A 26,214-nucleotide genomic window follows, 5' to 3' on the forward strand; every position below is an offset into this window, starting at 1 on the left:
GTTCAGATCACTCCCTCAGCTCGGAACGCGGCGATTTCGTCGGGCGCATAACCAAGATCTTCCAATATCGTCTCTGTATGTTCGCCCAGAACCGGCGCCCGCTCGCGGATCGTTCCGGGGGTGCGCGACATGCGTATCGGCGCTTCCATGATCGGGGCGGGCTTGGGCATGCCCGGAAATCCCAACGGATGCAGATAACCCATGGCGGCGATGTGCCGGTCATCAAGTGCCTGTTGCGGCGTATAGACTGGACCAGCCGGAATGCGCGCTTTCTCCAGTTCGGAGAGTGCTTCTTCCGTGGTGCGTGTTTCGGCCCAGCGCGATGTCCGTTCGGACAGCAGCTTGCCGTTGTCTCCGCGCGCAAGGTCGTCCTTGAAGCGCGGGTCGCTGAGCCAGTGATCTTCGCCCATCAGCCTTGCCCATCGCTTGAAAAGAGGTTGTCCGATCGCCTGGACCAATATCCATCCATCTTTGGTCCGCACGATGTCGGCCGGTCCTGCATAAGGGGAGCGGTTGCCGATGGCGACACGGTTCGTCTGCCGGAGGTCCTGTTCGATTAGATGAAAATTGAAATAGGCGAGCGCTGTGGAAAGAAGAGATCCCTCGACTATCTGCCCCTTCCCCGATTGTGCCCGCTCCATCAGGGCTGCCATTGTGCCGAAAGCCGAGAGGGAGGCGGTGCCGAAATCGACCCAGGGCGCGTAGCTTTTGACCGGCTCTTCGGGATAACCCGTCAGGTAAGCGGCGCCGACCATGGATTGCGCCACGCCGTCAAAGCCGGTGCGCTCGCTATAGGGGCCACCATGCCCGAAGGCGGACACTGTCGTCAGGATGATGTCGGGCTTTACGGCCGTCAGACTCTCATAATCAAGGCCCATCGCCTTCAGTGTGGAAGGCGGCAGATTGGCGACGACCACATCAGCTGTGGCGACCAGGCGGCGGACAATGCCGCGCCCTGTTTCCGTCATGGGGTCCAGTGTGAGGCCTCGCTTGTTCCGGTTCATCTGCAGGAACATGGCGCCTTCGCCGCCTTCGCCCGGTCCCGCCTCCGGCACGATCGGTTGCACGAAGCGGTCCTCGCTGCCCTCCCGCTTCTCGATGCGGATCACTTCCGCACCAAGATCGCCCAAGAGAGCAGCGCAGTAAGGCCCGGCGATATAGCGGCCGAAATCGAGGACCCGCACGCCCGACAGAACACCTTTTCCCCCTTCGCTCTTCCCGACCATGAGATTCCTCCTTTTCCCTCTGTCTCATTTCCGTACACCGGACAAGAGCGCGCAAAGATAGGGGCCGTGCCTTGATTGAGGAAGGCCGCCCGAGGAAATTTTGCATTTTATTTAGGCTTTGCCACCTACTCTACGGCGGTAGGGGAAGCGAGCGCGTGAGCGTCCGCAGAAGTCAGAGGATGGCGTGCCGGGATCGGAACACACGACAGGAGAGGCTGTGCCCGAAGTGCAGGCCGCCTCGGAGGTGGAGTGCAGCTATCGCTGGACGGGCGAGTTCGCCGATCCCGCGCTGGAGGCAGGCTATCTGCGCGCCAGTTGGACCGAAGCACATTCAAGACTGAAGGCGCTTCTCATAGCCATCTATGTCTTTGTCAGCTGGGCCGCCTTCGACCTGGTGGCTATGGGCTTCGGCTGGCCTTTTGTCCTGTTGACCGTCGCCCGCTTCGCCGCGCTCGGCAGCACGCTTCTTGCCCTGAAAGTGTTCCGCACGCCGGATAACCGATCCGCGTTCATGATATGCGCCGGCGTTACGCAAGCCATCGTCTGCATTGTCGCGCCGCTCTCGCTCATGCTGGGCGGGGTTCAGTTCGCCGCGGCTTTGCTCAGCATCGTGGTCATTCTTTTCGCATTCTATGTCGGCGTTCCTTCGCGTCTGCCGGTCAATCTTGCCCTGTCCGCGAGTCTCAGCCTCGGTTTCGTCGCGGTAACGCCTTTTCTCACAGAAGTCTCTCTACTGACGATCCTGGAGATCGGTGTTCTCTTCATGGTGGTGAATGCCATCGGCGCTGAATTGGTCCGGAGCGCCAACCGTCTGCGCCGGACCGGGTTTCTCACTCTGATGCGGCAGCAGGAGCTCTACGAGCAACTGAAGCGTGAGGTTGAAGTGCGCCAAGAAGCCGAGCAGGCGGTTCGCGCAACCGAGGAAAGCTTCCAGAGCATCTTCTATGCAGCGCCCTTGCCGATCTCTCTGGTGGACCCGTCGACCTTCCGCGTCATGCAGGCAAACATGGCGGCGCTCGCGCTTTTCGGTATCGACGAAACGGAAGCCGATGGTTTCGACGTTCGCGAGTTTTTCGACGAGGAAGACCTTCCCGCCCGCCTGGACCGTCTGGTTCTCGGCGGCCGTGCCGGCGCCCCGGTGGAATTCTGTCTGAAGCGTCGCGATGGCGCGGTTATTTGGGCGCTGGTATCGGCTGCTGTTGTGAGCTTTCACGGCCGCCGTGCGCTGCTGATCGGCATACAGGACGTAACGGTGCGTCACAAGGAAGCCGAGGCGCTGCGAGAGGCGCGCGATCAGGCGACGGCCGCCAGCCGTTCGAAATCTGAATTCCTCGCCAATATGAGCCATGAATTGCGCACACCGCTGAATGCCATCATCGGATTTTCCGAGGCGTTGGAGCGCGAGCTGTTCGGTCCCGTCGGCAATCCGCGCTACCGCGAGTACGCCGAGGATATCCATGATAGTGGCGTTCACTTGCTCAGCCTGATCAATGACATTCTCGATCTTTCCAAAATCGAGGCCGGTCATTTCAAGCTGCATGAGGACGAAACGGATCTCGATCATATCGTCGCTGCCGCTACGCGCATTGTGCGCCACCGCGCGCAGCAGGCGAACATCGCGATCGAATGCAGGTTGCCTCAGCCGCCGCTTGCTGTGCTGGTGGATGAACGTGCCCTGAAGCAGGTGCTGATAAATCTCGTGTCCAATGCCGTGAAGTTCAGCCCGGATGGGAGTTTGATTCTCGTCGAGGCGAACGTGACCACTCAAGGGCTTCGCATATCGGTTGCGGACAAAGGCGTCGGAATTGCGCCGGAAGACATTCCGCGGGCGCTGACGCCGTTCACGCAGCTCGACGGTTCTCTTTCACGCGCTCATGAAGGCACGGGCCTCGGTCTTCCATTGGCCAAGCATCTGACGGAGCTTCATGACGGCAAGCTCTTCATCGAGAGCGCCGTCGATGTCGGAACGACCGTTTATGTCGATCTGCCGCTATCGCGCGTTGTCGGACATGCGGAGCAGAAACAGGCGATCGTCTGATTTCAGTTGGCAGCAGCCGCGCGCTTGCCGGGACGGTATTCCTCGGCGATATGCGGCCCCAGCTCCTCGGCGGTAAAGAAGACCGGTTTCGTCCGTTTGCCGACAAAAAGGGGCGCTTGATCCGCATAATGTGGTGAGGAGATGTCGAGGGTGGCCGAGCCGAACTGGTGCGTGCTTTCCGACGTCAGCCGTCCTGCCTTGTCCCATTCGACGAACATGATGAACGTATCCCCGCCATGAGCCGTCAAGGTGCCGTCCTCCTCGCGCGTGCCGTAGATCGCGCGGAGTACGTCCGGTGCGCCGTCGACCGGCAGGTCAACCGCTCCGCGGCGGAAACGGTTTACTTCGCCCCATTCGGGATCAAGCCGTCCGAAATGGGTTTTGAGGCGGTTCATTGCCGTCCGCAGCGTGTCCATTGGCGCGGGTGGCGTCTGCCCACTGATGCCTGCTGTTACCACTGGCTCGGCCGTCAGAACGGCGAGCGCTGCGCCGCGGCTCTCGACATTCGCCACGCGGTCCCAGGCGCGCAGGATCGCTTGCGCTTCCTTGAGGTCGACATCGTCGCCCGGATCCGCCGCCAACACCTCATCGATGATCTCCGCCATCCGGGAGTCTTCGCTGTAGCTGACATCGTATTTGTAGCGCCGGAATTCCTCTCCACTGATCGAAGTGTCGGCGCCGTAGGTCTCCTCGAGCCGTTTTGCGCGGTTGGTCATGTCGGACTGAATGCCCAGCGCCTCGGAGAAATCTTCCTGCCGCAGATTGTCGTTTGCTGCGGTCGCGCGAAACGGCGTGTTGTTGGCATTGAAGACGTAGCCTGAATTCGGATTGACGATCATCGGGACATCGTCGAACGGCAAATAGTCACGCCAGATGAGCGATGAATCGTCGCCCGGCAGAATCTCCGACCAGTCGACGCCTTCTTTCCTGTCGGGAAATTGAGCATTGTAGATATAGGCGATGTTCCCCTGTCGATCCGCATATAGATAATTGATGCTCGGCAATGCCTGAAGCTTCATCGCCTCCATCCATTCGCTGAGCTGCGTTGCCTTGTCGAGCGCGTAATATTGCTCCACCTGCCGGATTTCTCCGATACCGGCGTAGCGAACGGCGTAGGCCCCATTGGGGGTCTTTAACACCGGTCCATGTTCCGAGCGAAGCACCTCGCGTTCGACCGTCCACCAGAACGGACCCCAGAGCTTGACGCGTATACGCGCCATGCGCTTTTCAAAATCCCACCACTCGCCGTCCAGCAGGTACTGGTCTTCGTCGTCCGGTTTGAGTGTGAGCTGATATACATCGACAAGATCAGGCTCGTTTACGGTGTTGGCCCAGCCGAGATGGGCATTATGGCCATGCAGCATGAAAGGCGAGCCTGGAAAGAAGCCGCCGGCGACATGCCAGCCTTCGTCGCTTTCGAGCACCGCTTCGTACCATGCGACAGGCCCTGTGAATGGCTGGTGCGAATTGACGAGAAGCCGCGTCGCGCCGTCCGCCGAACGGGCGGGGCTCACGGCGACGCCGTTGGAGCCGATCGGGTGGGGTTCATCCGTAGGCAGAAAAGCATCCACGCCTTCCTTGGACAGCCCGCCCGACTTGCCGACACGGCCCTCGAACACCGCCATCAAAACCTTGTCGAGCCCGTAGAAAAAGGGCGTCTTGAAAATGAAGCCGGCGGCGACGTCCTTTCCGTTGAGGGGCAGAAAGCCGGAAGCCGCCTCCTCGGGATGGAGGGCGGCATAGTAATTGACGCCATCGGCATAGGCTTCGATGACCCGGCGCACTTCCGGCGAAAGATCGCTTTCATACCGCGCATCGACGGTTTCCCACACGCCCATCAGATTGACCAGATAGTCGGTGATCGCCGCTCTTTCTCCCTTCACCGAAGCTAGTTCTCCGCGCGTCGCGATCGCCACTTCCTGAATGGTGGCGAAATCGTCCTCCGAATGGGCAAAGCCAAAGCCAAAAGCAACATCGACATCCCTTTTTCCGAAGATATGAGGTACGCCCCAGGTGTCGCGTTTGATCGTCGCATCGTAGTTCGCGGCGCGCGCGAGCATCGGGGCCGGGTCGGCGGGCGCCGGGGCTTCTATCGCTCCACGCACCAGAACTACGGTGAGTACCGTCAGAACGAGGCCTGCGAGACCCAGAAACCCTGTCTTGATGATGCGCGGCACGAGGTAGTCCTCTCCAAATTGTGCTGGAGCGCAGACTAGCCGTAAGGTCCGCGCCGTCAACGTCTGCCGCAGGCTGCGTCTCTCCGCCGCTTTCCGGGCCTTGTCTAAGCCTCTATACAGGGCACTCAATTTCCACACAGGGTGCTTCCGTGGCAAATATCCTGCTTTTTCTTGCTTTCGCAGCGCTGACCGGAGGTGCGCTGCTGCTGCTGCTCCGGCCGTTGCGCGCCGGCGCGGCCGCATCGCGCCAAGGGGCGGGCGAGAGCGAGGTTGCGCTTTACCGCGACCAGCTGGCCGAGATTTCGCGCGACCTCGAGCGGGGCGTGATCGGCGAGACGGAAGCGGATGCCGCACGCATCGAAGTATCGCGCCGTCTCCTTGCGGCAGATGAGGCCCGCGCCGTGGAACGAGGCATGGCCGGTGCCGCCGATCCCCGCTGGCGCAAGGGCGCGGCACTGGCCATGGCCGTCGGGATCCCGATGATTGCGCTTGCGATTTATCTCGACGCGGGTTCGCCCGGGCTTCCCGGGCAACCCTTCGCGGAACGCTTGGCCACGCCGGCGGACGAATTGCCGCTCGAAGGTCTCATCGTTCGCATCGAGCGTCATTTGAAGGAGCAGCCCGATGATGTACGCGGCTGGGAATTGATAGCACCAGCCTATCTGCAACTCGGCCGTTTCGACGATGCAGCGAATGCCTGGACGCGCGCCATGCTGATCGATGGCGTGACGGCGGATCGTCTCGTTGCGCGGGGAGAAGCAAGAGCGTTCGCCAATGAGAACGCTGTCGGTTCCGCCGCCCGAGCTGACTTCGAAAAGGCAGTCGAACTCGATCCGGCTCACCCGCGCGCGCAATACTTCCTCGGCGTCGCCGAACTCGATGCCGGAGAAAGGGACGCTGCGCTTGCCCGCTGGAAGGCTTTGCTCGCGCGCGCGCCAGACGATGCCGCTTGGGCGGCGGGCCTTCGCATCCGCATTGCCGAAATCGAAGGCAAGCCGGCTATTTCTCCCGAAGACGAACCCATGATTCGCGGCATGGTCGAGGGGCTCGCCGCCCGGCTGGAGGATGACCCACGCAATCTCGAAGGCTGGCTCCGCCTCATCCGCTCTTATGGTGTGCTGGGAGAGCGCGCGCGGGCGGCCGATGCGCTCGCAACCGCCCGCGCAACCTTTGCCGGTGATCCTGCCGCGCTTGAGCAGCTGAAAAGCGCCGAAACCGCTCTCCCTGAGTAATCCCCGGCGTCTTCGTCTGCGCTAGGATCGCTGGCGACTCATACGGGGTGGGGATCATGCTCAGCGAACTTCAGAAAGAGGCCGCCAAGGCCATCGTCAATATCTTCGAGACGGGCGCGGTGCGCGGCGATTATGCACGCGTTACGCTCCTTGCCGGCGATAGCGGCCATCTGACCTATGGCCGCGCCCAGACGACGCTCGGCAGCGGCAATCTCCACCTTCTCATCAAGGCATATTGCGAAGCGCCCGGTGCGGCGTATGCGCGTGCATGCGAGCCCTATCTTCCGCGGCTTGCCGATATCGACCTCCGCCTCGATAGCGACTGGACATTCCGAAACCTCCTGAAGGAAGCCGGCGCCGACCCCGTCATGCGTGACACGCAGGATGCTTTCTTCGACCGTGTTTACTGGACGCCTGCCGCTGCTTCCGCCATCCGGCTGGGTCTTACCGAAGCGCTATCCCTCGCTATCGTTTATGACAGCGTCGTTCACGGATCGTGGATCTCGCTTCGCGATCGCACGCTGGCAAAAGCCGGACAGCCCTCAAAGGCGGGCGAGCGCGCATGGTCTCTCGCTTATGTCAGGGAGCGGCGAAACTGGCTCGCCATGCATTCGAATACATTGCTGCGCAAGACGATCTATCGCATGGAAGCGTTCGAGGCGCTCATCGCCGCGAAAAACTGGTCTCTCGCCTTGCCGATGACGGTGCGCGGTATTCGTATCGACGAACCGGCATTGGGATATCGGCCGCCCGTCACCGCTTCCGCCACTGACGTCACCACCCGCAATCTCCGCCTCACCAGCCCCCGCATGACCGGGAACGACGTGCGCGCGCTGGAAGCGGCGCTGGTGAAAGAAGGCTATGCCATCAATTGCGATGGCGTCTTTGATGAAGGGCTGGAAAAGGCGCTCAAATCCTTTCAACAGGATTATGGCCTCATTGCCGATGGGGTCGCCGGCCCCGCCACCCGCATCATGCTGGGTATTTAAGGCAAGAAAGCCGCGCCGCTCCCCCGCGACGATTTAGCGGTTTCGCCGCCCGTCTCCCCCGGATATATCTCAGGCGCCCGGCCGCCTTGCGGCCAGACACGGGAGCGGGATTCATGACGCGCAAACAGCGCCGTGCCACCTTTATCGCCGTCAGCCTTGGCATTTTGGCTCTGGCCGTCGGGCTGGTGCTCTATGCGATGCGGGATAGCATCGTCTACTTCTACAGCCCAAGCGACGTTGTCGAGAGAGGCGTGGAGCCCGGTCAGCGCATCCGTCTGGGCGGGCTGGTGGAAGAGGGTTCGCTGGAACAGCTCGGCGATGCTTATATCCGCTTCAACGTTACCGATTTCGCCGAAACGATCCCCGTGACCTATCGGGGCGTCTTGCCGGATCTGTTTCGCGAGGGGCAAGGCGTCGTCACCGAAGGCGCGCTGGATGGAACGGGCGCCTTCATCGCGGACAACGTCCTCGCGAAACACGACGAATACTATATGCCGCCTGAAGTTGCCGATGCTTTGAAGCGTACCGGTAATTGGCAGGGCGAAGGCGCGGAAGCCCCCCATTCGGAAACCTACGGGCAAGGCAGCTATCCATGATTGCTGAACTCGGCCATTTCGCGCTGGTGCTCGCGCTCGCGGTGTCGCTGGCGCAGATGGTCGTGCCGATGATCGGGGCGCAGCGGCGCGATGCAGCGCTGATGGCTGTGGCACAGCCGGCCGCCATTCTGCAGCTTGCCCTTGTCGGCTTCGCCTTCGCGGTCCTCGTATACGCTTTCGTGGTTTCCGATTTCTCGATCAAACTCGTCTACGACAATTCGCATTCCGCCAAGCCGATGATCTTCAAGGTGAGCGGCGTATGGGGAAACCATGAAGGATCCATGGTTCTCTGGGTGCTTATCCTGTCGCTCTTCGGCGCCATGGTCGCAGTGTTCGGAAGGAACCTGCCTGATACGCTGCGCTCCCGCGTTCTTGCGGTGCAGGCATCGATTGCGGTCGCCTTTCTTCTCTTCATCGTCTTCACGTCCAATCCGTTCATCCGTCTCGATCCCACGCCATTCGAGGGCAGGGGGCTCAATCCCTTGTTGCAGGATCGCGCGCTGGCTTTTCACCCACCCTGGCTCTATGCGGGCTATGTCGGCTTTTCGATGACGTTTTCCTTTGCCGTCGCCGCGCTGATGGAGGGCCGGGTCGATGCAGCCTGGGCGCGCTGGGTCCGGCCCTGGACCCTCGCCGCATGGCTCTCCCTCACCATCGGCATAGCCATGGGTTCATGGTGGGCCTATTACACGCTCGGCTGGGGCGGTTTCTGGTTCTGGGACCCGGTTGAAAACGCATCTTTGATGCCCTGGATTGCAGGCACCGCGCTTCTCCATTCGGCCATCGTCGCTGAAAAGCGCGGCGCTTTGAAAAGCTGGACTGTGCTCCTCGCCATCATTGCCTTCTCCCTGTCGCTGCTGGGCACCTTTCTTGTCCGGTCCGGCGTGCTTACCTCGGTCCACGCTTTCGCTGTCGATCCGGCACGCGGTGTGGTCATTCTCGGTATCCTCATTTTCTTCGTCGGCGGGTCGCTGGCACTCTACGCATGGCGCGCGCCGCTGCTCCAGGCAGGGGGCATCTTTGCGCCGATCAGCCGCGAAGGCGCGCTGCTGATGAACAATCTGTTGCTTGCCGCAGCCACCGCTTCCGTCTTCATCGGCACGCTCTATCCGCTGCTGCTCGATGCGGTTGCCGGTCAGAAGATCACAGTCGGTCCGCCCTTCTTCAATTTCACCTTTGTACCGATTTTTGTGCCCTTGCTCTGCCTCGTACCCATCGGTCCTTTCCTGAGCTGGAAGCGTGCCGATATTCGAGGCGCGGCGGAACGGCTGCTCGCAGCAGCCGGCCTCGCCTTCATCGCCTGCCTGGCGTCCTTCGCGGTCATGCATGATGGTCCCTGGCTTGCGCCCTTCGGTATGGCCTTGGCCGTCTGGCTCGTCGCAGGTGCCGTGTCCGAACTCGCATGGCGCACCAAGCTTTTTGCGACGCCTCTGCCGGAGAGCTTTGCCCGCGCCCGCCGCCTGCCGCGCGCCGCATGGGGAATGGCGCTCGCTCACGGCGGCCTCGGCATTGCGGTTGCAGGCATCGTCGGTATCACGGCATGGCGCACCGAACTCATCACCTCGCTCGCCCCTGGCGAAAGCGCGGAACTATCGGGTTACACCTTGACGCTCGAGCGCGTCGGTATGCGCGATGGTCCGAATTTCGTCGCCACGGTCGGCATCGTGCAGGTAGAGCGCGAAGGCCGGCCGGTCGCGACGCTGATGCCTGAGAAACGCCGCTTCCCGACGGAACGTCAGGAGAAGACCGAGGCGGCGATCCACACTAATTTCATCTCCGACCTCTATGTCGTGCTCGGCGAACCGGCGGCCGACGGCAAATGGGTGGTGCGCGCCTATCGCAATACGTTTGCCCCTCTGATCTGGATAGGCGGCATGATCATGGCGCTCGGTGGCGTCGTCTCGCTGACCGACAGGCGCCTCCGCGTCGGCGCTCCCGTTGCCGCGAAGGCCCGTACGCAACCATTACCGGCGGAGTGAGCCGATGTTCCGTTGGGTCACAGTCCTGTTTCTGGTACTTGCGCTGGCGGCGCCGGCCCATGCGGCGATCGATCCGGGGGAGCGCCTGGCCGATCCTGCGCTTGAAGCCCGCGCCCGCGACCTGTCAAAAGAACTTCGCTGTCTCGTCTGCCAGAACCAGTCCATTGACGATTCCGACGCCGAACTTGCCCAGGACCTGCGCCGGCTGGTCCGGCAGCGGCTCGCCGCCGGCGACAGCAATGCGGAAGTGCTCGATTATGTTGTCGAACGCTACGGCGAATTCGTCTTGATGACGCCCCGTTTCAAGCCATCTACCTGGGTGCTCTGGCTCGGGCCGCTCTCGGTTCTGCTGGTCGGTGGCGGAACCGTCTTTCTCGTACTCCACCGGCATCGTGGCCGCCGCGCAGACCCTGCGCTTACATCCGAGGAAGCCGCCCGCGTGGCCGCACTGATGGATGAGCGAAAACTGAACGGCTGATCCGTCATCTTTTTGCCTTACAGTCTTGTAATAGTTCGGACATGATTTGGTAAGGATCAAGACATGATCCTCTCTTCCAACATGGCCGCTCTCGCGTCCGCCTCAAGGCGGCGGCGTTGGAAGGGCGCAGCAGTTAACACGGGAGTGCAGCAATGCGGAATGAAAGCAATATCGGGCGGCAGAGGACGCTGGCGCTGGCAGTGGCGGGCGCACTCGTATTCGGCGCCTGGTCGTCCGGCGCCTTGGCGCAGGAGCCCCTGGACACGCGCTCAGCCGCGCCTGCGTCGACGGCCCTGGAAAATCTCCCGAGCTTCGCCGACCTCGTCGAGAAGGTGAACCCGGCTGTGGTCAGCATTCGTGTCGACGAGGAGGTTGCCGCCCGTAGCTCCGGTGTCCCCGATCTTCCGTTCCCGCCCGGCAGCCCCTTCGAGAAATTCTTCCGTGACATGCAGCCCCAGCAGGGCCCCGACGGCGCGCCGCCGCGCCGGCATGCTACAGCACTCGGCTCCGGATTTCTGATTTCCGCGGATGGCTTTGTGGTCACCAACAATCACGTCGTTGGCGACGGCAAGGACATCACTGTCGTTCGCAGCGACGGCAGCGAGATGAAGGCGAAACTCATCGGCCGGGATCCGAAGACGGATCTCGCGCTTGTGAAAGTCGAAAGCAAGGAACCTCTGCCTTACGTGGTGTTCGGCAATTCCGACAATGTGCGCGTGGGAGACTGGGTGCTCGCGGTCGGCAATCCCTTCGGCCTTGGAGGCACCGTCACCACCGGCATTGTTTCCGCGCGCGGCCGTGAAATAGGCGCTGGCCCCTATGACGATTTCATTCAGATCGATGCTTCGATCAACAAGGGAAATTCAGGCGGTCCGACCTTCGACGTCCGGGGTAATGTTGTGGGCGTCAACACGGCCATCTTTTCGCCCACTGGCGGCAGTGTCGGTATCGGCTTCGCCATTCCGTCCTCGATCGCGCAGAACGTCATCGCTCAGCTGAAGGAAGACGGAAAGGTCACGCGCGGCTGGCTCGGCGTCACCATTCAACAGGTTGACGAGGACGTCGCCTCCACGCTCGCCCTGGACAAGCCCCGTGGCGCGCTCGTCGCACAGGTTGCGGAAGACAGCCCCGCGAAGAAAGCCGGCATCCAGACGGGCGACGTCATTCTCAATGTTGACGGAAAAGAAATGGAAGACGTCCGTGCCGTCAGCCGCACGGTTGCGGATCTGCAGCCAGATACGCGCTCGCAGATCGTCCTGTGGCGCGATGGCAAGCGGAAAAACATCTCCGCGCAGATTGGCACCTTCCCCGAGGAGATCGCGGCCGCAGCGGCTTCGCCCACTGGGGAGGCGCCGGCCGCCGGCACGACGGAGAGCCTGGGCCTTGCGCTTACCCGCTCGCCGGAAGGCGTCATGGTGCAGAGCGTCGACCCCGCCAGCGATGCTGCCGAAAAGGGCGTCCGTCCCGGCGACATTATCGTCAAGGTATCCGGCAAGGACGTGACGGAGCCCGCCGATGTGGTGGCGCGCGTCGCGGAAGCAGGAAAGGCCGACAAGAACTCGGTCCTGCTTCTTCTCCGAACCGACAATCAGCAGCGTTTCGTTGCACTGACGCTTGAGAAATCCTGAACCCGGGCATTCCCCGGCGGAGGAAGGTGACGATGCGCATTCTGGTAATCGAAGACGATCTTGAAGCGGCTGCCTATGTCGTGAAAGGTCTCCGCGAAAGCGGCCACATCGTCGATCACGCGGCGGATGGAGAAGAGGGGCTGACCTTCGCCCTCTCCAGCACTTTCGACGTGATGATCGTTGATCGCATGTTGCCCAAGCGCGACGGTCTGAGCGTCGTGGAGACCCTGCGGGAGGAATGCGTCCGCACCCCGGTGCTTTTCCTTTCCGCCCTGGGCGAGGTCGATGACAGGATCAAGGGGCTCAAGGCCGGCGGTGATGACTATCTGACCAAGCCCTATGCCTTTGCGGAACTTCTCGCCCGTATCGAGGTCCTGGTCCGCCGTGCAAATCCGGACCAGGTCCGCACACGGCTGCAGGTCGGCAGCCTGGAAATCGACCTGCTCGCCCGCAAGGTCATCCGCGATGGCACGGAAATCGACCTCCAGCCGCGCGAATTTCGCCTCCTCGAGTATCTGATGAAGCATGCCGGCCAAGTCGTCACGCGGACCATGTTGCTCGAGAACGTATGGGAGTATCATTTCGACCCGCAAACGAACGTGATCGACGTGCATATTTCGCGGCTCAGGGCGAAAATCGACAAGAACTTCGAGCAGCCGCTCTTGCACACGGTCCGTGGGGCTGGATACTCGCTGCGTGCCGCTGATTAAACTTCTCAAGACCTCGACCTTCCGGCTCGCGGTCATCTATCTGGCTCTGTTCGCCGCTTCGGCGATCACGCTCCTCGCCTATGTCTATTGGAATACCGCCGGCTTCCTCGCCCGGCAGACCGACGAGGCAGTGGAAGTCGAGATTGCCGGGCTCGCCGATCAATACCGGCAGGGCGGCTTGCCGCTTCTCGTCCACACAGTCATCCAGCGCTCGCGCGATCCCGGCCAGAGCCTCTATCTGGTGCTCGATCCCGCAGGCCGCGTCCTCGCGGGCACGCTCGATGCGCGCCCTCAGGTGGAACCTGGCCCGGATGGCTGGTTCGACTTCGACTACAACCGAAAGACCCTCGACGGTATCGAGATAAAGGCCGCGCGCGCCCGCGCATTCTTTCTGCAGGAAGGCTTCTACCTCCTCGTCGGCCGCGATGTGCAGGAGCGGCGCGAGATCGAAAGTCTCATCACCAATGCTCTCATATGGGCGATCGGCCTCACGGTCGCGCTCGGCTTGGTCGGCGGTCTCTTCATGAGCCGTAACATGCTGGCGCGCGTCGACGACATCAATAGGTCGAGCCGCGACATCATGGAGGGCGATCTTTCGCAACGCCTGCCCATCGCAGGCACAGGCGATGAGCTCGACCAGCTCGGCCGAAATCTCAACGCCATGCTGGACCAGATCGAAGCTCTGATGATTGGCATGCGGCAGGTGACGGACAACATCGCCCACGACCTCCGGAGCCCGCTCAATCGGCTGCGAAATCGCCTGGAAGTCACGCTGATGCAGGAAGCATCCGCGGATGATTACAAGCAGGCGCTCGAAAAAACCATTGCCGAAGCCGACAACCTGCTTGGAACCTTCAATGCACTGTTGATGATTGCGCGGGCCGAAGCGGGTTCGCTCCGAGATTCGATGACATGGGTGGATTTGAGCGAGACGTTGCGCGATGCCGCCGATCTCTACGAGCCTGTCGCCGAGGAATATGATCTTTCCATTTCCATCGAAACGCCCGACAGCTTGCAGATTTGGGGCAACCGGGAACTTCTCTCTCAGGCTCTCGCAAACCTTCTCGACAACGCCATAAAGCACGGCATGCCTCAATCCCACGATGTAGACCGCAGCATCGTCGTCTCCGCGACGCGCGATCTCCAGCGGCCGGGACGCGGCGTTCTTCTCTCCGTCGCGGACCGCGGCGTCGGCATCCCGGAAAGCGAACGCAAACACGTGCTTGAGCGTTTCGTCCGGCTGGAGGCAAGCCGCAATACGCCCGGCTCCGGGCTCGGCCTCAGCCTCGTCGCCGCCGTCGCACGCCTTCATGGCGGCACCATCGAGCTTCAACACAATGATCCGGGCCTCAAGGTCACGCTCTTCTTGCCTGTTTCAGGCCGCTGAACTGGGCTAACCTGCCGCCGCGTTGGACGGAGGAGAACGGGTGATGAGTGAAGAAGGCGCGCGGGCGCTGCGGGAGTTGGCGGCGAATGCACCCGCGCCTTATGACGAGGTCCGGGTCTCCCGCGAAATGGAAGATCTCGACGCCGCGCTCGCGCGGATAGGCGACCCCACGCTCACGAAGCTCCTCGACGAGAAGCCGGTCCGGCGTTTGATCGCGTCCATCTTCGGCAACTCACCCTTCCTTGGCCGTATCATTCGTCTCCATCCGGAGTGGCTTTCGCGCCTGCTCACCCGTGCGCCGGAGGTGGCGCTGGACGATCTGCTGGCGCGTGTGGCCGGCACCGCCGCCTCTGAAACACAAGCGGAAATCATGGCCGAGCTGCGCACTGCGAAGTCGGAAGCGGCTCTCCTCATTGCCCTCGCCGATGTAACGGGCGCCTGGCCTCTCGAAAAGGTGACCGAGGCACTCACCGTCTTCGCGGACGCCGCCGTCGGCGCCTCCATTGCGTGGCTTCTCCGCAATGCCGCCGCGCGCGGTCAGCTGTTGCGCGATCCGAATGACGTTTCGGCTGAAGGTTCGGGTCTTGTCATTCTCGGCATGGGAAAATACGGCGCGGGCGAGCTGAACTATTCCAGCGACATTGATCTCGTCGTCTTTTACGAGCCAGGCCAGCTGCCGCTGAAGCAGGGGCTCGACGACAGCGATTTCTTCGTCCGCCTCACCAAGGATCTCGTGAAGCTGCTGCAGGAGCGCACCGCCGAAGGCTATGTCTTCCGCACCGATCTGCGCCTTCGCCCGGACCCGGGAGGCACGCCGGTCGCCGTGTCGCTCCCTGCCGCCGAAAGCTATTACGAAAGTCGCGGCCAGAATTGGGAGCGCGCTGCGTTCATCAAGGCCCGCGCTGTCGCCGGCGATATGGCAGCAGGCACGCGCTTCCTGAAAATGCTGACGCCCTATATCTGGCGGAAAAACCTCGACTTCGCTGCCATCGACGACATCCATTCGATGAAACGCCAGATCCATGCGGTCGGCGGCCATGGTGCCGTCGCCGTTGCCGGTCACAACATCAAGCTCGGGCGCGGTGGCATTCGCGAGATCGAGTTCTTCGTCCAGACCCAGCAATTGATCGCCGGCGGCCGCGACCATGATCTTCGCGGCAAGCAAACCTGCGCAATGCTGGATGAACTGGCCGACAAGCAGTGGATCGCGCCTGAGGCTGCCGCCGAATTGAAAGAGGCTTACCGTTTCCTCCGCACGCTCGAACATCGCCTCCAGATGATTGACGACGAACAGACGCATTCGCTGCCCTCAAGTGATGAAGGGCTGGATCACGTCGCGTGCTTCATGGGCTTCAAGGACCGTGCCGAATTCGCCGCCGCACTCGTCCGCCGCCTCGAATGCGTGCGCGATCACTATGCAAAACTCTTTGAAACCGCGCCGCCCCTGAGCGAGGAGAGGGGCAGTCTCGTTTTCACAGGCACGGAGGATGACCCCGACACACTGGAAACCTTGCGCGGGCTCGGTTTCCACCGGGCATCCGAAATGTCGGAGGCAATTCGTGCCTGGCATACCGGCCGCTTTCCCGCCACGCGTGCCACGCGCTCGCGCGAACTTCTTACCAGTCTCATGCCCGCCTTGTTGCGCGCATTGTCGCGCACCTCCAATCCGGATACGGCGTTCGATCGCTTCGACAAGTTCCTGACAGGCCTGCCTGCGGGCGTGCAGCTCTTTTCGATGCTCTATTCCAATCCGAGTTTGCTCGATCTGCTGGCCGGCATCTGTGGCACCGCACCGCGCCTCGCGAATTATCTGAGCCAGAACCCGCGTGTCCTCGAAGCTGTGGTCGATCCGGACTTCTTCAAAATTCTTCCCGGTCGCGACGAACTCCATGAAAGCCTCGCTGCCGCGCTGGTGCATGCCGCCGACTATCAGGACATGCTGGATTTTGCGCGCGTCTGGGCGCGCGAACATCGCTTCCGGCTCGGTGTCCGTGTGTTGACCAGCAGTGCCGATGCGGAGGAGGCCGGCCCCGCCTACGCCACACTCGCCTCGGAACTGGTCGCCGCGCTCGCGCCCGTGGCAGAACGGAAAGTGGCCGAGAAGCACGGCCATGTGCCGGGCGGCCGTTTCGCGGTTGTCGCCATGGGCAAGCTCGGGAGTGAGGAAATGAGCGCCTCCTCCGATCTCGATCTCATCATGATCTACGACCTAGAGGATAACGACGCGGCGTCGGATGGAGAGCGTTCCGTTTCCGCTTCGCAATATTATGCCCGTGTCTGCCAACAGCTCATCAACGCGCTGACGGCGCCCACCGCCGAAGGAAAGCTTTATGAAGTAGACATGCGCTTGCGTCCTTCCGGCAATGCCGGGCCTATCGCTACAGCGTTTGAAAGCTTTGTCGCCTATCAGGAAAGCGAGGCATGGACGTGGGAGCACATGGCCCTCACACGCGCCCGCGTTATTTACGGGCCGGACGAGCTCCGCGAGCGGATAGAAAAGGCAATCGGCGCAACGCTGCGACGGCCGCGAGACCCGGCGAAAATCGCCGCGGATGTCGCGGACATGCGCGCCCGCATTGCGAAGGAACGGGTCAGCAAGGACCCGTGGGAGATGAAGCATGTGCGTGGCGGGCTCGTCGATATCGAATTCATCTGCCAATATCTCCAGTTGATCCACGGGCACGAACACCCGGAAATCCTCGCAAAGCACACCAGCACCTCGCTCAAGCGCATTGCCGCCGCCGGCCTCTTGCCTGCGGAGATGGCCGACATGCTCATCCGCGCCGTCGAACTCAACCACAACCTGACACAGGTCATACGTATCTGCGTCGAAGGCGTCTTCGACCCGGCAGAGGCGTCGCCTGGGCTCAAGTCGCTGCTTGCCCGCGCGGGCGACGCGCCCGATTTTCCGATCCTCGAAGCCGAATTGATCGAGAGTCAGCGCCGTGTCCTTGAGGCCTTTGAAAGAATCCTGACAGCTTCCGCTGGCTGAAAAATTGCACCTCTCCCATGTCGGCCGGGATGCCGGCGCGTTAACCGTCATCGGCCGGAACGCGCGCAAAGTGAGGCAATGCCCGGACATTCTTGGTTAACTCGCCCGCCGTTCCGGCGCGGTCTGCGAGTGCCTCGCGCGCGATGCGTGTCAATTCGATACGCTTCTTGCGGGTAAGTCCCATTTCCGGCAGTCATGCCGCGATCTGGATGTGTGTGGAGTAAGGCGCATGGTGCGTCACGATGCGATCGTCATCGGAGCAGGGCTCAACGGGCTTGTTGCCGCCGCCAGTCTGGCGCGGGGCGGCCTTGATGTGCTGGTGCTCGATCGCGCTGCCGCCGCAGGGGGGCTCTCCGCCGAATATGAAATCGTGCCTGGGTTCCGCGTGCCGCGTTACACGCTCGGCAGCGGCGGCTTGCCCGCCCGCATCGTCGCCGGTCTCGACCTGCCGCGCCACGGGCTCCGCTTCGTCCGCGCCGAGGGCGGCGTCTCCTTCTTCCCAGATGGCGCTTACCATGCAGCTTATCGCGATGGCGTTGTCCATCGCCGTGAAATCGCGCGCTTCTCGCGCCGCGACGCCGACGCCTGGACGCGGTACCGGCGGGATATGTTGCGGGCGGCACGCGGGCTTGCCCCTCTCCTTGGCGGTCCTGTTCGCGCACCCGTGAAAGGCTTCTTCGCCGGCCTTCGCGCACGTCTCGATCTCGCCGACCGTATCGCCGCTATCGCCCCGGAAGACCTTGCGGATATGGTCCGCTTCTCGACGCTTCCCCTTTCGGAGTTTCTCGATTCATATTTCGAGTCGCCCGTCGTGAAGGCGCATCTCGCTTCCGCCGCCCTCATGCGCGGCACGCTCGGCCCGTCCACGCCGACAGGCGCCTTTCGCCTTGTCGTCCCCTGGCTCGCGGAAACGGGCGATGCTATGGGAGGCGCGCCGGAAACGCTGCTGCCCTATGGCGGCCCCGCCGCGCTTACAGGTGCGCTGCTCGCCGTCATCGCCGCCCATGGCGGGCAGGTCCGCATGGAGGCGGAGGTAACCGACATTCTGATGAAAGACCGGAAGGTGCGTGGCGTCGTCCTCGCCAATGGCGAGGAAATCGGCGCGGGTGCCATTCTTTCGAGCCTCGATGTGAAGCGCAGCTTCCTCAGCCTCTTCCAGTGGAGGGACCTGCCCGAAGGTCTGGTGGAGCGCGTCGGCCGCGTCCGCATGAAGGGCGTCACCGCGAAGGTCAATCTCGCGCTGGATGGCTTGCCGGATTTCCCTTCGCTGCCGCATGGCTGCCCCTCCCTTGCAGGCGGCTTCCGTCTTGCGGGCTACATTCCGCAGATGGAGCGCACCTTTTCCGACTGGCGTCACCGGATTCCGCCGCGCGATCCGCTGGTCGAGGTGTTAATCCCCTCCTTGCATGACGCGACGCTTGCGCCCGCCGGCAAGCAGGTGCTCTCCGCGCTGGTCCAATTCGTGCCCGATGCGCTCCACGAAGGCGCGTGGAGCGGTGAGCGCCGTGATGCACTAGGCGATCTCGTCATTGCGCGCCTTGCCGAAGTAAGCCCCGGCATTGAAAAGCTCGTCCTGGCCCGCGAGGTCCTGCTCCCGAACGATCTGGAAGGCGAAATCGGCCTCACCGGCGGCGACATCGCTTATGGCGAAACGACACTCGATCAGATGTTCATGAATCGCCCATTCCCCGGTATGGGCAGCGCGGAAACACCGCTCGGGAATTTCTATCTTTGCTCGCCAAGTGCGCATCCGGGGCCCCTCGTCCCGGGGGGTGCCGGCGCCAACGCCGCCGCTCATCTTCTTGAGCGGCGGAAAGGAGGGCGTTGAGCCATGGCATGGGGAGGCAAAAAATACGATGCGATCGTGATCGGCGGTGGCCACAACGGCCTCGTTGCCGCGGCATATCTTGGCCGCGCCCACCGGCGCGTGCTGGTGGTCGAAGCGCGAGATCATCTCGGCGGCGCCGCCACAACCGGTGAAATCTCGCCCGGCTATCACGCATCCTCCGTGGCCCACCTGCTCGAAGCATTTCCGCGCCGCATCGAACGCGAGTTGAAACTCGGCAGACATGGCCTGCGCTATGCGGCGCGAGATGTGCCCACCATCGCCCTCGACCGCGATGGAAGGCATCTCCTCCTGCCGCGCAGCCGCAAGGAGTTCGCCGCCTTCTCCGCGCGCCTGCCGAAAGACGCTGCCGCTTATCGCGCCTATCTCGCCCGTCTACAGGCCTTTGCCGCGCTTCTCGCGCCGCTCTTCGCCGAGCGGCCACCGAAATCCGGTGATGCCGAGGCGTTGCAGCGGCTGCTTCGCCGCATCGTCTGGCGTGCCGAACTGAGTGGCGGCAGAACCATGCGCCGCCTGATGCGCATGCTGCCCGAAAGCATTGGCGATCTTCTCGATGCCGATTTCGAGTCGCCGCTTCTGAAAGGCGTGCTCGCCTTCGATGCCACGCTCGGTGGCGGCGAGGGGCCTTATGCTCCGGGCACCGCGTTCCGTGCGATCTGCCGCGAGGCTATGCGAATGCAGGGGCAGGGCGCGCGTCTGCCCGTCGGTGGCATGGGTGCCGTCGTCGATGCGCTCGCCGCCGCCGTCTCCGCCCAGCGCGGTGAAATTCGTGTCGGCGCGCGCGTAGCCCGCATCATTATCGAGGACGGCGCGGTCGCGGGAGTCGAATTGGAAGACGGCTCCGCCATTCGCGCGCCGCTCGTCGTCTCCTCCGCCGGTCCGCGCGCCACCATGCTGGATTTGCTGGGGGCGCCTCGACTTGAAACGGGTCCCGTCACGCAGCTCCGCTCCCCCGTGCCGAGGGGCGCCGTGGCAAAGGTCAATCTCGCGCTAGAAGGACGCCCGGAGTTCACAGGTCTTGCGCCGGAATTGTATGGCGCGCGGCTGATCGTTTCGCCCTCGCTCGAAGAGCTCGATCATGCAAGTGCCGTCTTCCGCCAGGGCGGCTTTGCGTCCGATCCGGTCATGGAAATCATCGTGCCAAGCATCGCCGATGCCACACTCGCACCCCAGGGGCATCATGTAGTTTCCATTCTCGTCCACTACACGCCATATGAAATCGAACAAGGCTGGCAGTCACGCCGCGAAGTCTTTGTGCAGCGCGTGGTTCGCGCGCTCGAGCATTATGCACCAGGTATCGGAGACATCATGGTCGCCGGCGAAATCCTCACGCCGCCTGACATCGAAAATAAATATGGCCTTGCCGGCGGCGACTGGCATCAGGGCGACATCCGCCTCGATCGTCTTTTCGGCTTCCGTCCCGCTGCATCCTTCGGGCGCTACGGCACATCCGTGCCCGGCCTTTATCTTTGTGGCGCGGGCAGCCATCCGGGAGGTGGCGTCACGGGCCTGCCGGGTCTCCTTGCCGTTGAAACGATCATCGAGGAAATGCCCGCCGGAAAGACCCGGCAGCGAAATGAGGAGGAGCCCGCATGACCCCGGATACTCTTCTTCCGCCGGAGGATGACAGCGAGGCGGTGGCGCCTGGGCCTGAAATCGATCCGCATGACGAGCAGGCGGTAATCGATCCCGCCCTCTTTGAAGACACGCGCGAAGAACCGCCTTTCGCACGCACCGTTCTCACTACGCCGCTGCATCTTGCCGTCGCCGCCGAAAGCCGCACGAACCGCTGGACGACATGGAATGGCTATACGACACCGGCCATCCTCACCGACCTCGGCGACGAATACCGTGCCCTCCGTGGCGGCGCCGCCATGATGGATATTTCGCCTCTGGTGAAATACCGCATCGCCGGCCGCGACGCCCGGCCATATCTTGATCGTCTCGTCACCCGAAGCCTCGACAGGCTGGAGATCGACCGCGCGCTTCATGTCGTCCTCTGCGAAGGTAGTGGCTTCGTTCTCGGAGACGGCATGCTCTTCCGCCTCGATGAAGATGAATATCGTCTGGTCACGGAAGAAACCCATCTTGCGTGGCTGCTGGACAGCGCGGCCGGTTTCCGCGTTCGTATCGAGGATGTCAGCGCGTCGCTCGCCGCCATCTCCCTTCAGGGGCCGCTCGCCGCCGCCATTCTTGCCGAGGCGGGTGTCGTGGACATAGCGGATATCCTTCCCTCCGCTTCGCGCTGGACGGAAATTGCCGGCATGCCGGCCTATCTGAGCCGCACGGGCGCCAATGGCGATCTCGGATACGAAATCTGGATAGATCCCGACGACGCGCCTCATGCATGGCGCCACCTTCTGGAGCATTCGGCCGCGCGAGGGCTTGTTCCTGCGGGCTTCGCCCTGCGCGAGCTGGCGCGGCTCGAGGCGGGCTTTCCCCGTGCGGGCAAGGACTATCTCTCCGCCTTCGCCGCCATTGACAGCGCCGATGCGCGTACGCCATTCGACCTCTGGCCCGAACCCTTGATCGACTTCGAGAAGCCGCTGTTCAATGGCCGCGAGGCGCTCCGCCGTCTCGTGCTGGTGGAGTCGCAACGCCGGCTTGTGCCGCTTGTCGTCGATGGGCTGGAGCCCGTGCGTTTCGCTGCCATTCACGCAAACGCCCGACAGGTCGGCACGGCCACCAGCATCGGCTTCTCGCCGGCGCTCGCCGCCAACATCGCGCTTGCAACCATCGACGTCGCCGCGCTCGCCGCGCCGGATCTCACCGTTCGCGCGGAATTTCGCGAAGGCCTGTCAGTGAACGAAATAATGCTTCCCGCCCGCGTTCTGACGGAACCCGCATGGAACCGCCCGCGCCGCCTTTCTCTTCCGGCCCTCCTGCAGCCCTGAAAAACTTTCCTTCTCCCGCGACGGAATATCTCCGGCACCCCGTTAGATGATGTAACGGGTGCTCGGACGGTCCTCTGCATTGGCTCCCCCCGCCCATAAATGCAGCAAATGGACCGGCCGGGTGCTCGAACACCTCCGGGGTACGGAACAACCTGGGAAAAGGAATTGAGATGCTGAAACTTGGCAAAATGAAACTCGGTCTGCTCGGCGCGGCCTCCGCTTTGGCTCTGGCTGTCGCCATTCCGGCGATGTCACATGCCGAACCCGGCAAGGGCGGCCATGCGGCCCGAATGTTTGAAACGGTAGACACCGACAAGAGCGGCGACATTTCACAGGCCGAGGCCCGCGCCGCCGCCGAGAAGCGCTTCAACGCGATGGATGCCGATGGTGACGGTGTCGTCACCAAGGCCGAGGCCGATGCGGCGGAGGAAAAGTTCCGTGACGTTATGAAGAAGCGTCACGCGAATCCCGAAGAGCGCTTCGCCGCGGCGGATGCCGATGGCGACGGCAAGGTGACGCTCGACGAATTGAAGGCCGCCGCTGAGAAGCGCATGACCGAACGTGGCAAGGAAGGCTCGAGCGAACGTCACGCCACCCGCCTCGAAAGCTGGTTTGGTTCCGCCGACAAGGATGGCGATGGCGCCCTTACGCTTGAGGAAATGAAGGCAGCCGGCAAGGATCGCAAGCACGTTTACAGCGAAAAGCGTGAAGGCAAGCGTGGTGACTTTTTCGGTCGTCTCGACGCGGATGGCGATGGCCAGATCACAAAAGCTGAAGCGATGGCGGCTGCGGACAGGATGTTCGAGAAGATGGACGCCAACAGCGACGGCAAGGTCGAGAAGGGCGAACTCCGGCATGGCAAGCCCGGCAAGGGTGCGGAAAAGCCCAAAGCCGAGTAGGCTGAAGGCAATGCTTCGGAGCGCGAAGGGTGCCGGCATGAGCCGGCGCCCTTTCGTGCGACCGGTCAGGATACAAAGTCCGGTGCCAGCCGCCGGCACAAGGGGATGCAGCTGGTTGGACGAGCCGTCGGATGATGAACTGGTAGCCGCCGTTGCCTTGGGCGATGAGGCGGCATGCCGCGAGCTTATGAACCGGCACTTGCCGCGCATCACCGCCCTCGGCCGCAGGATGCTCGGCAGCCAGGCCGATGCGGAGGATGTGGCGCAAGAGGTGTTCCTCCGCGTCTGGACCAATGCCGGCAAGTGGGAGCCGGGCAGGGCGCAATTCAGCACCTGGCTCCACCGCGTCGCCACCAATCTCTGCCTCGACCGCCTGCGGAAGAATCGCGGCGGTACCGAGGATATCGACGCCATCCCGGAGCCCGCCAGCGAAGAGCCCGGTCCCGATCGCCGTCTCGAGCAGAGCGAACTCGCGGAGCGCGTCGAGGCCGCTCTTCAGGCCCTGCCGGAGCGTCAGCGGGCCGCCATCGTCCTCTCGCACTATCAGGGCCTCACCAATATAGAGGCCGCGGAAATCCTCGGGATAACGGTCGAGGCCGTGGAATCCCTTCTCTCCCGCGCAAGACGGCAATTACGTGGCAGTCTGGCGACGGAAAAAGGCGAGTTGCTGCGTTCAAAGGACATGAGCACCTGAAAACGCTCATTCAGATGGATCGAAGATGATGCAAAAAGAAATCACACTGGAGCGGCTGGCAGGCATCCTCGATGCCTATGGCGCCTCCCCGTCGCGCTGGCCCGCCGATGAGCGTGCCGCCGTGGAGGGTCTGCTCGCCGCCTCCGCAGAGGCCCGTGCGCTGCTCGCCGCCGCCTCCCGCTTCGACACGCTGCTCGATATGGCCCCTGCCGAGGCGCCCTCGGAAGCCCTGGTCGCGCGCCTCATGGCCGCGCGCCCCCGTGCCCTTCCCCAGGCGCCCGCGCCCGCGCCGGCCCGGGGCTTCCTGCGTAGTCTCGTGGATGCGGTCTGGCCCTATGGCTCACCCGCCCTTCCGGCCGGCACGCTGGCAGCTTCGATCATGCTCGGCATCATGCTTGGTTCCGTCACGGATATTTCGCTGCCCACCACGTCAAACACCGCCGTAGCGGCTACTCTCGACACCACGGCGGCGGGCGATGAATTCATCTCGCTTGCTCTCGCCGATACGGTGTGGCCGGAGGATTGGATGCAATGAGCGACATGAATACGCCCACTCCCGAAAAGCGGCGCCGCTGGCTCGGGCCCGCTCTTCTCGTCTCGCTGGCGGTCAATCTCTTTCTTCTCGGTCTCATTTCGGTGCCCCTCATCATGGGGCCGCCGGATCGCGGCGGCCCGCGCGGCTCCATGCACGGCCTTTTCCACGAGAGCTTCAGGGATCTGCCGGAGGGAGATCGTGCGGCGATCCGCAAGGTCATGATCGGCCATTTCCCCGCCATCCGTCCGCATTTGCGTTCCATGCGCGATGCGAAGTCGCGCCTTTCAGAGGCCCTCGCGGCCGAGCCTTATGATGAAGCCACCGTCCGCGCCGCTTTCGACGATATGGACGCCGCCATGCGCGAGATGACGGCAATAGGGCAAAACGCCATGATGGCGGGCTTCGCGCAGTTGACACCGGAACAGCGCCGCCGTGTCGCGGAGGCAATGCGCGAATCCGAAAACAGGCGCCATATGAAGTTCCGCTTCCGCGATGGCGCAGACCGGCTCGGCGCTCCGCCTGCGGACTAGAAGCACGGGACAGGAAATTGACCTGGTATCATTCGGGCATGTACGACCCTGCGGTGCCCGTCGCGAGCTTCTGGGAGGAAGATGCGCCACCTCTTGGCTCTCTCGTCGACCTCGGCCCCAATGGCGATGAAATCTGCGACGTCGCCATCATCGGCGGCGGCTATACCGGCCTTTCCGCCGCCTATCATCTCGCCCGCGATTTTTCCGCCGATGTGCGTGTTCTCGAAGCTGGTCCTCTCGGCTGGGGCGCATCGGGCCGCAATGGCGGCTTCTGCACGCTTCCGCCCACCGGCCTCTCGCTCGATCAATTGATCGCACGCTACGGCGAGGTGGAGGCAAAGCGCTTCATCGCCTCGCAGGTCGAAGCCGTCGAGCTTGTCCGCACTCTCGCCCGCGATGAAAACATCGAAATCCAGCCGCAAGGCGAGGGAACTCTCCACGTTGCGCACGCGCGGTCCCGTTTCGCCGAACTCGCGCATGAACGCGATCTTCTCAATGGCACATTCGGTATCGCCGCGCGCCTTCTCCCGCGCGAGGAGGTTGCCGAAGCCCATTACGATTCCGCCGAACAATTCGGCGCTCTGCACAATCCCGTCGGCTTCGGTCTCCACCCGCTTCGCTTTGCGCGCGGCCTTGCCGAAGCAGCTGCCCGCGCCGGCGCCAGGCTTCACGGACATTCGGAAGTGCGGGCATGGGAGAGGGAAGGGGCCTTGCACCGCCTCGTGACTTCCTCCGGCATCATCCGCGCCCGCCGCGTCGTCATCGCCACCAACGGCTTCACGCGCGACCGGCTTCATCCCATCGCGCGTGATCTCATCCCCGTCATGTCCAACATAATCGTCACCCGCCCGCTGACGGCGGATGAACTTGCCGCGCAGAGCTGGCAGACCGAAACCCCCTGTGCCAATACCCGTCGCCATCTTTTCTATTATCGCCTGCTGCCGGATCGCCGTTTCCTCTTCGGCGCGCGCGGCGATCTCACAGGCAAGCCGGAAGACGGCGCCCATATGCGGAGCTTCATGGAGCGTCGCCTCCGCGAGGTCTTTCCCGGCTGGGCTCATGTTCCGGTTACGCATTATTGGCGCGGCTTCGTCTGCATGGCCCGCCGCCTCACGCCCTCGATAGGCCATCTGCCGGATGATGAGAGCGTCCATTTCGCCCTCGGCTATCATGGAGATGGTGTTTCCGCCGCGCCCTGGAGCGGCCGCATGGTTGCGCGGCTCATCGCTGGAAATGCCGATTTCTCAAGTATTCCCGCGCCTTTTCGCGGACCTCCGGCCCGCATTCCGTTTCCTTCGCTGCGGCGCTGGTATCTTCGTGCTGCTCTCGGTTACTATCGTCTCACAGACCTATAGGTGCATTTTCTGGTGCGGCGGAGCGCGAG

The 26,214-nt window shown here is 62.9% G+C and carries 20 protein-coding genes; 18 read left to right on the top strand and 2 right to left on the bottom strand.

Annotated elements, in window-relative coordinates:
* Positions 1 to 2 precede the first annotated feature (2 nt).
* Positions 3 to 1,226 carry a CaiB/BaiF CoA transferase family protein gene (locus tag PLAV_RS04765; RefSeq protein ID WP_012109812.1) on the bottom strand — a complete coding sequence of 408 codons (1,224 nt, stop codon included), beginning with the start codon at positions 1,224 to 1,226 and terminating at the stop codon, positions 3 to 5.
* Between the two features lie 217 nt (positions 1,227 to 1,443).
* Between PLAV_RS04765 and PLAV_RS18750 the strand changes: the two genes are divergently transcribed.
* Entirely contained in the window at positions 1,444 to 3,264 is a 1,821-nt protein-coding gene (locus PLAV_RS18750) for a PAS domain-containing sensor histidine kinase (protein ID WP_049767714.1), read from the top strand.
* Positions 3,265 to 3,266: 2 nt separating this feature from the next.
* On the opposite strand, the gene PLAV_RS04775 is transcribed toward PLAV_RS18750, so the two are convergent.
* On the bottom strand, positions 3,267 to 5,441 hold the full coding sequence (locus tag PLAV_RS04775; RefSeq protein WP_012109814.1) for an acylase: 2,175 nt from the start codon (positions 5,439 to 5,441) through the stop codon (positions 3,267 to 3,269).
* Positions 5,442 to 5,590: 149 nt separating this feature from the next.
* Between PLAV_RS04775 and ccmI the strand changes: the two genes are divergently transcribed.
* The 17 genes from ccmI (at position 5,591) to PLAV_RS04860 (ending at position 26,185) form a co-directional block, all read left to right on the top strand.
* Positions 5,591 to 6,673, top strand: a complete 1,083-nt coding sequence (gene ccmI, locus PLAV_RS04780) for a c-type cytochrome biogenesis protein CcmI (protein ID WP_012109815.1) — start codon at positions 5,591 to 5,593, stop codon at positions 6,671 to 6,673.
* 56 nt (positions 6,674 to 6,729) lie between these two features.
* The gene (locus PLAV_RS04785; RefSeq protein WP_012109816.1) at positions 6,730 to 7,662 is read left to right on the top strand and encodes a chitosanase; all 933 of its coding nucleotides are present in this window, start codon (positions 6,730 to 6,732) and stop codon (positions 7,660 to 7,662) included.
* Between the two features lie 113 nt (positions 7,663 to 7,775).
* Positions 7,776 to 8,258, top strand: coding sequence for a cytochrome c maturation protein CcmE (gene ccmE, locus PLAV_RS04790; protein ID WP_012109817.1), 483 nt, complete (start codon positions 7,776 to 7,778; stop codon positions 8,256 to 8,258).
* Entirely contained in the window at positions 8,255 to 10,237 is a 1,983-nt protein-coding gene (locus PLAV_RS04795; RefSeq protein ID WP_012109818.1) for a heme lyase CcmF/NrfE family subunit, read from the top strand. Before ccmE ends, PLAV_RS04795 begins: the two co-directional genes overlap by 4 nt.
* Positions 10,238 to 10,241: 4 nt before the next feature.
* The gene (locus PLAV_RS04800; RefSeq protein WP_012109819.1) at positions 10,242 to 10,715 is read left to right on the top strand and encodes a cytochrome c-type biogenesis protein; all 474 of its coding nucleotides are present in this window, start codon (positions 10,242 to 10,244) and stop codon (positions 10,713 to 10,715) included.
* 152 nt (positions 10,716 to 10,867) lie between these two features.
* A complete protein-coding gene (locus PLAV_RS04805) occupies positions 10,868 to 12,343 on the top strand; it encodes a DegQ family serine endoprotease (RefSeq protein ID WP_012109820.1) in 1,476 nt (491 codons plus the stop codon).
* A 32-nt stretch (positions 12,344 to 12,375) separates the two neighbouring features.
* Positions 12,376 to 13,053, top strand: coding sequence for a response regulator transcription factor (locus PLAV_RS04810; RefSeq protein ID WP_012109821.1), 678 nt, complete (start codon positions 12,376 to 12,378; stop codon positions 13,051 to 13,053).
* Positions 13,040 to 14,440 (top strand): sensor histidine kinase, encoded by a 1,401-nt coding sequence (locus PLAV_RS04815; RefSeq protein WP_012109822.1) that lies wholly within the window; start codon positions 13,040 to 13,042, stop codon positions 14,438 to 14,440. Before PLAV_RS04810 ends, PLAV_RS04815 begins: the two co-directional genes overlap by 14 nt.
* A gap of 43 nt (positions 14,441 to 14,483) precedes the next feature.
* Positions 14,484 to 17,432: a bifunctional [glutamine synthetase] adenylyltransferase/[glutamine synthetase]-adenylyl-L-tyrosine phosphorylase gene (locus PLAV_RS04820; RefSeq protein ID WP_012109823.1), complete on the top strand. Its 2,949-nt coding sequence runs from the start codon at positions 14,484 to 14,486 to the stop codon at positions 17,430 to 17,432.
* A 229-nt stretch (positions 17,433 to 17,661) separates the two neighbouring features.
* Positions 17,662 to 19,260 (top strand): phytoene desaturase family protein, encoded by a 1,599-nt coding sequence (locus tag PLAV_RS04825; protein WP_012109824.1) that lies wholly within the window; start codon positions 17,662 to 17,664, stop codon positions 19,258 to 19,260.
* A gap of 3 nt (positions 19,261 to 19,263) precedes the next feature.
* Entirely contained in the window at positions 19,264 to 20,874 is a 1,611-nt protein-coding gene (locus PLAV_RS04830; protein ID WP_012109825.1) for a phytoene desaturase family protein, read from the top strand.
* The gene (locus PLAV_RS04835) at positions 20,871 to 22,172 is read left to right on the top strand and encodes an aminomethyl transferase family protein (RefSeq protein ID WP_012109826.1); all 1,302 of its coding nucleotides are present in this window, start codon (positions 20,871 to 20,873) and stop codon (positions 22,170 to 22,172) included. Before PLAV_RS04830 ends, PLAV_RS04835 begins: the two co-directional genes overlap by 4 nt.
* Positions 22,173 to 22,342: 170 nt before the next feature.
* Complete coding sequence (locus tag PLAV_RS18755; protein WP_012109827.1) at positions 22,343 to 23,071, top strand: EF-hand domain-containing protein; 729 nt, start codon at positions 22,343 to 22,345, stop codon at positions 23,069 to 23,071.
* 115 nt (positions 23,072 to 23,186) lie between these two features.
* Positions 23,187 to 23,765: an RNA polymerase sigma factor gene (locus tag PLAV_RS04845; protein WP_041536355.1), complete on the top strand. Its 579-nt coding sequence runs from the start codon at positions 23,187 to 23,189 to the stop codon at positions 23,763 to 23,765.
* A 25-nt stretch (positions 23,766 to 23,790) separates the two neighbouring features.
* Positions 23,791 to 24,300 carry a hypothetical protein gene (locus tag PLAV_RS18760; protein WP_012109830.1) on the top strand — a complete coding sequence of 170 codons (510 nt, stop codon included), beginning with the start codon at positions 23,791 to 23,793 and terminating at the stop codon, positions 24,298 to 24,300.
* Complete coding sequence (locus PLAV_RS04855) at positions 24,297 to 24,830, top strand: periplasmic heavy metal sensor (protein ID WP_012109831.1); 534 nt, start codon at positions 24,297 to 24,299, stop codon at positions 24,828 to 24,830. The genes PLAV_RS18760 and PLAV_RS04855 overlap by 4 nt, the downstream gene beginning before the upstream one ends.
* Positions 24,831 to 24,847: 17 nt before the next feature.
* The gene (locus PLAV_RS04860; protein WP_012109832.1) at positions 24,848 to 26,185 is read left to right on the top strand and encodes an NAD(P)/FAD-dependent oxidoreductase; all 1,338 of its coding nucleotides are present in this window, start codon (positions 24,848 to 24,850) and stop codon (positions 26,183 to 26,185) included.
* Positions 26,186 to 26,214 lie beyond the last annotated feature (29 nt).

The sequence above is a fragment of the Parvibaculum lavamentivorans DS-1 genome (genome assembly GCF_000017565.1).
Taxonomy (GTDB): domain Bacteria; phylum Pseudomonadota; class Alphaproteobacteria; order Parvibaculales; family Parvibaculaceae; genus Parvibaculum; species Parvibaculum lavamentivorans.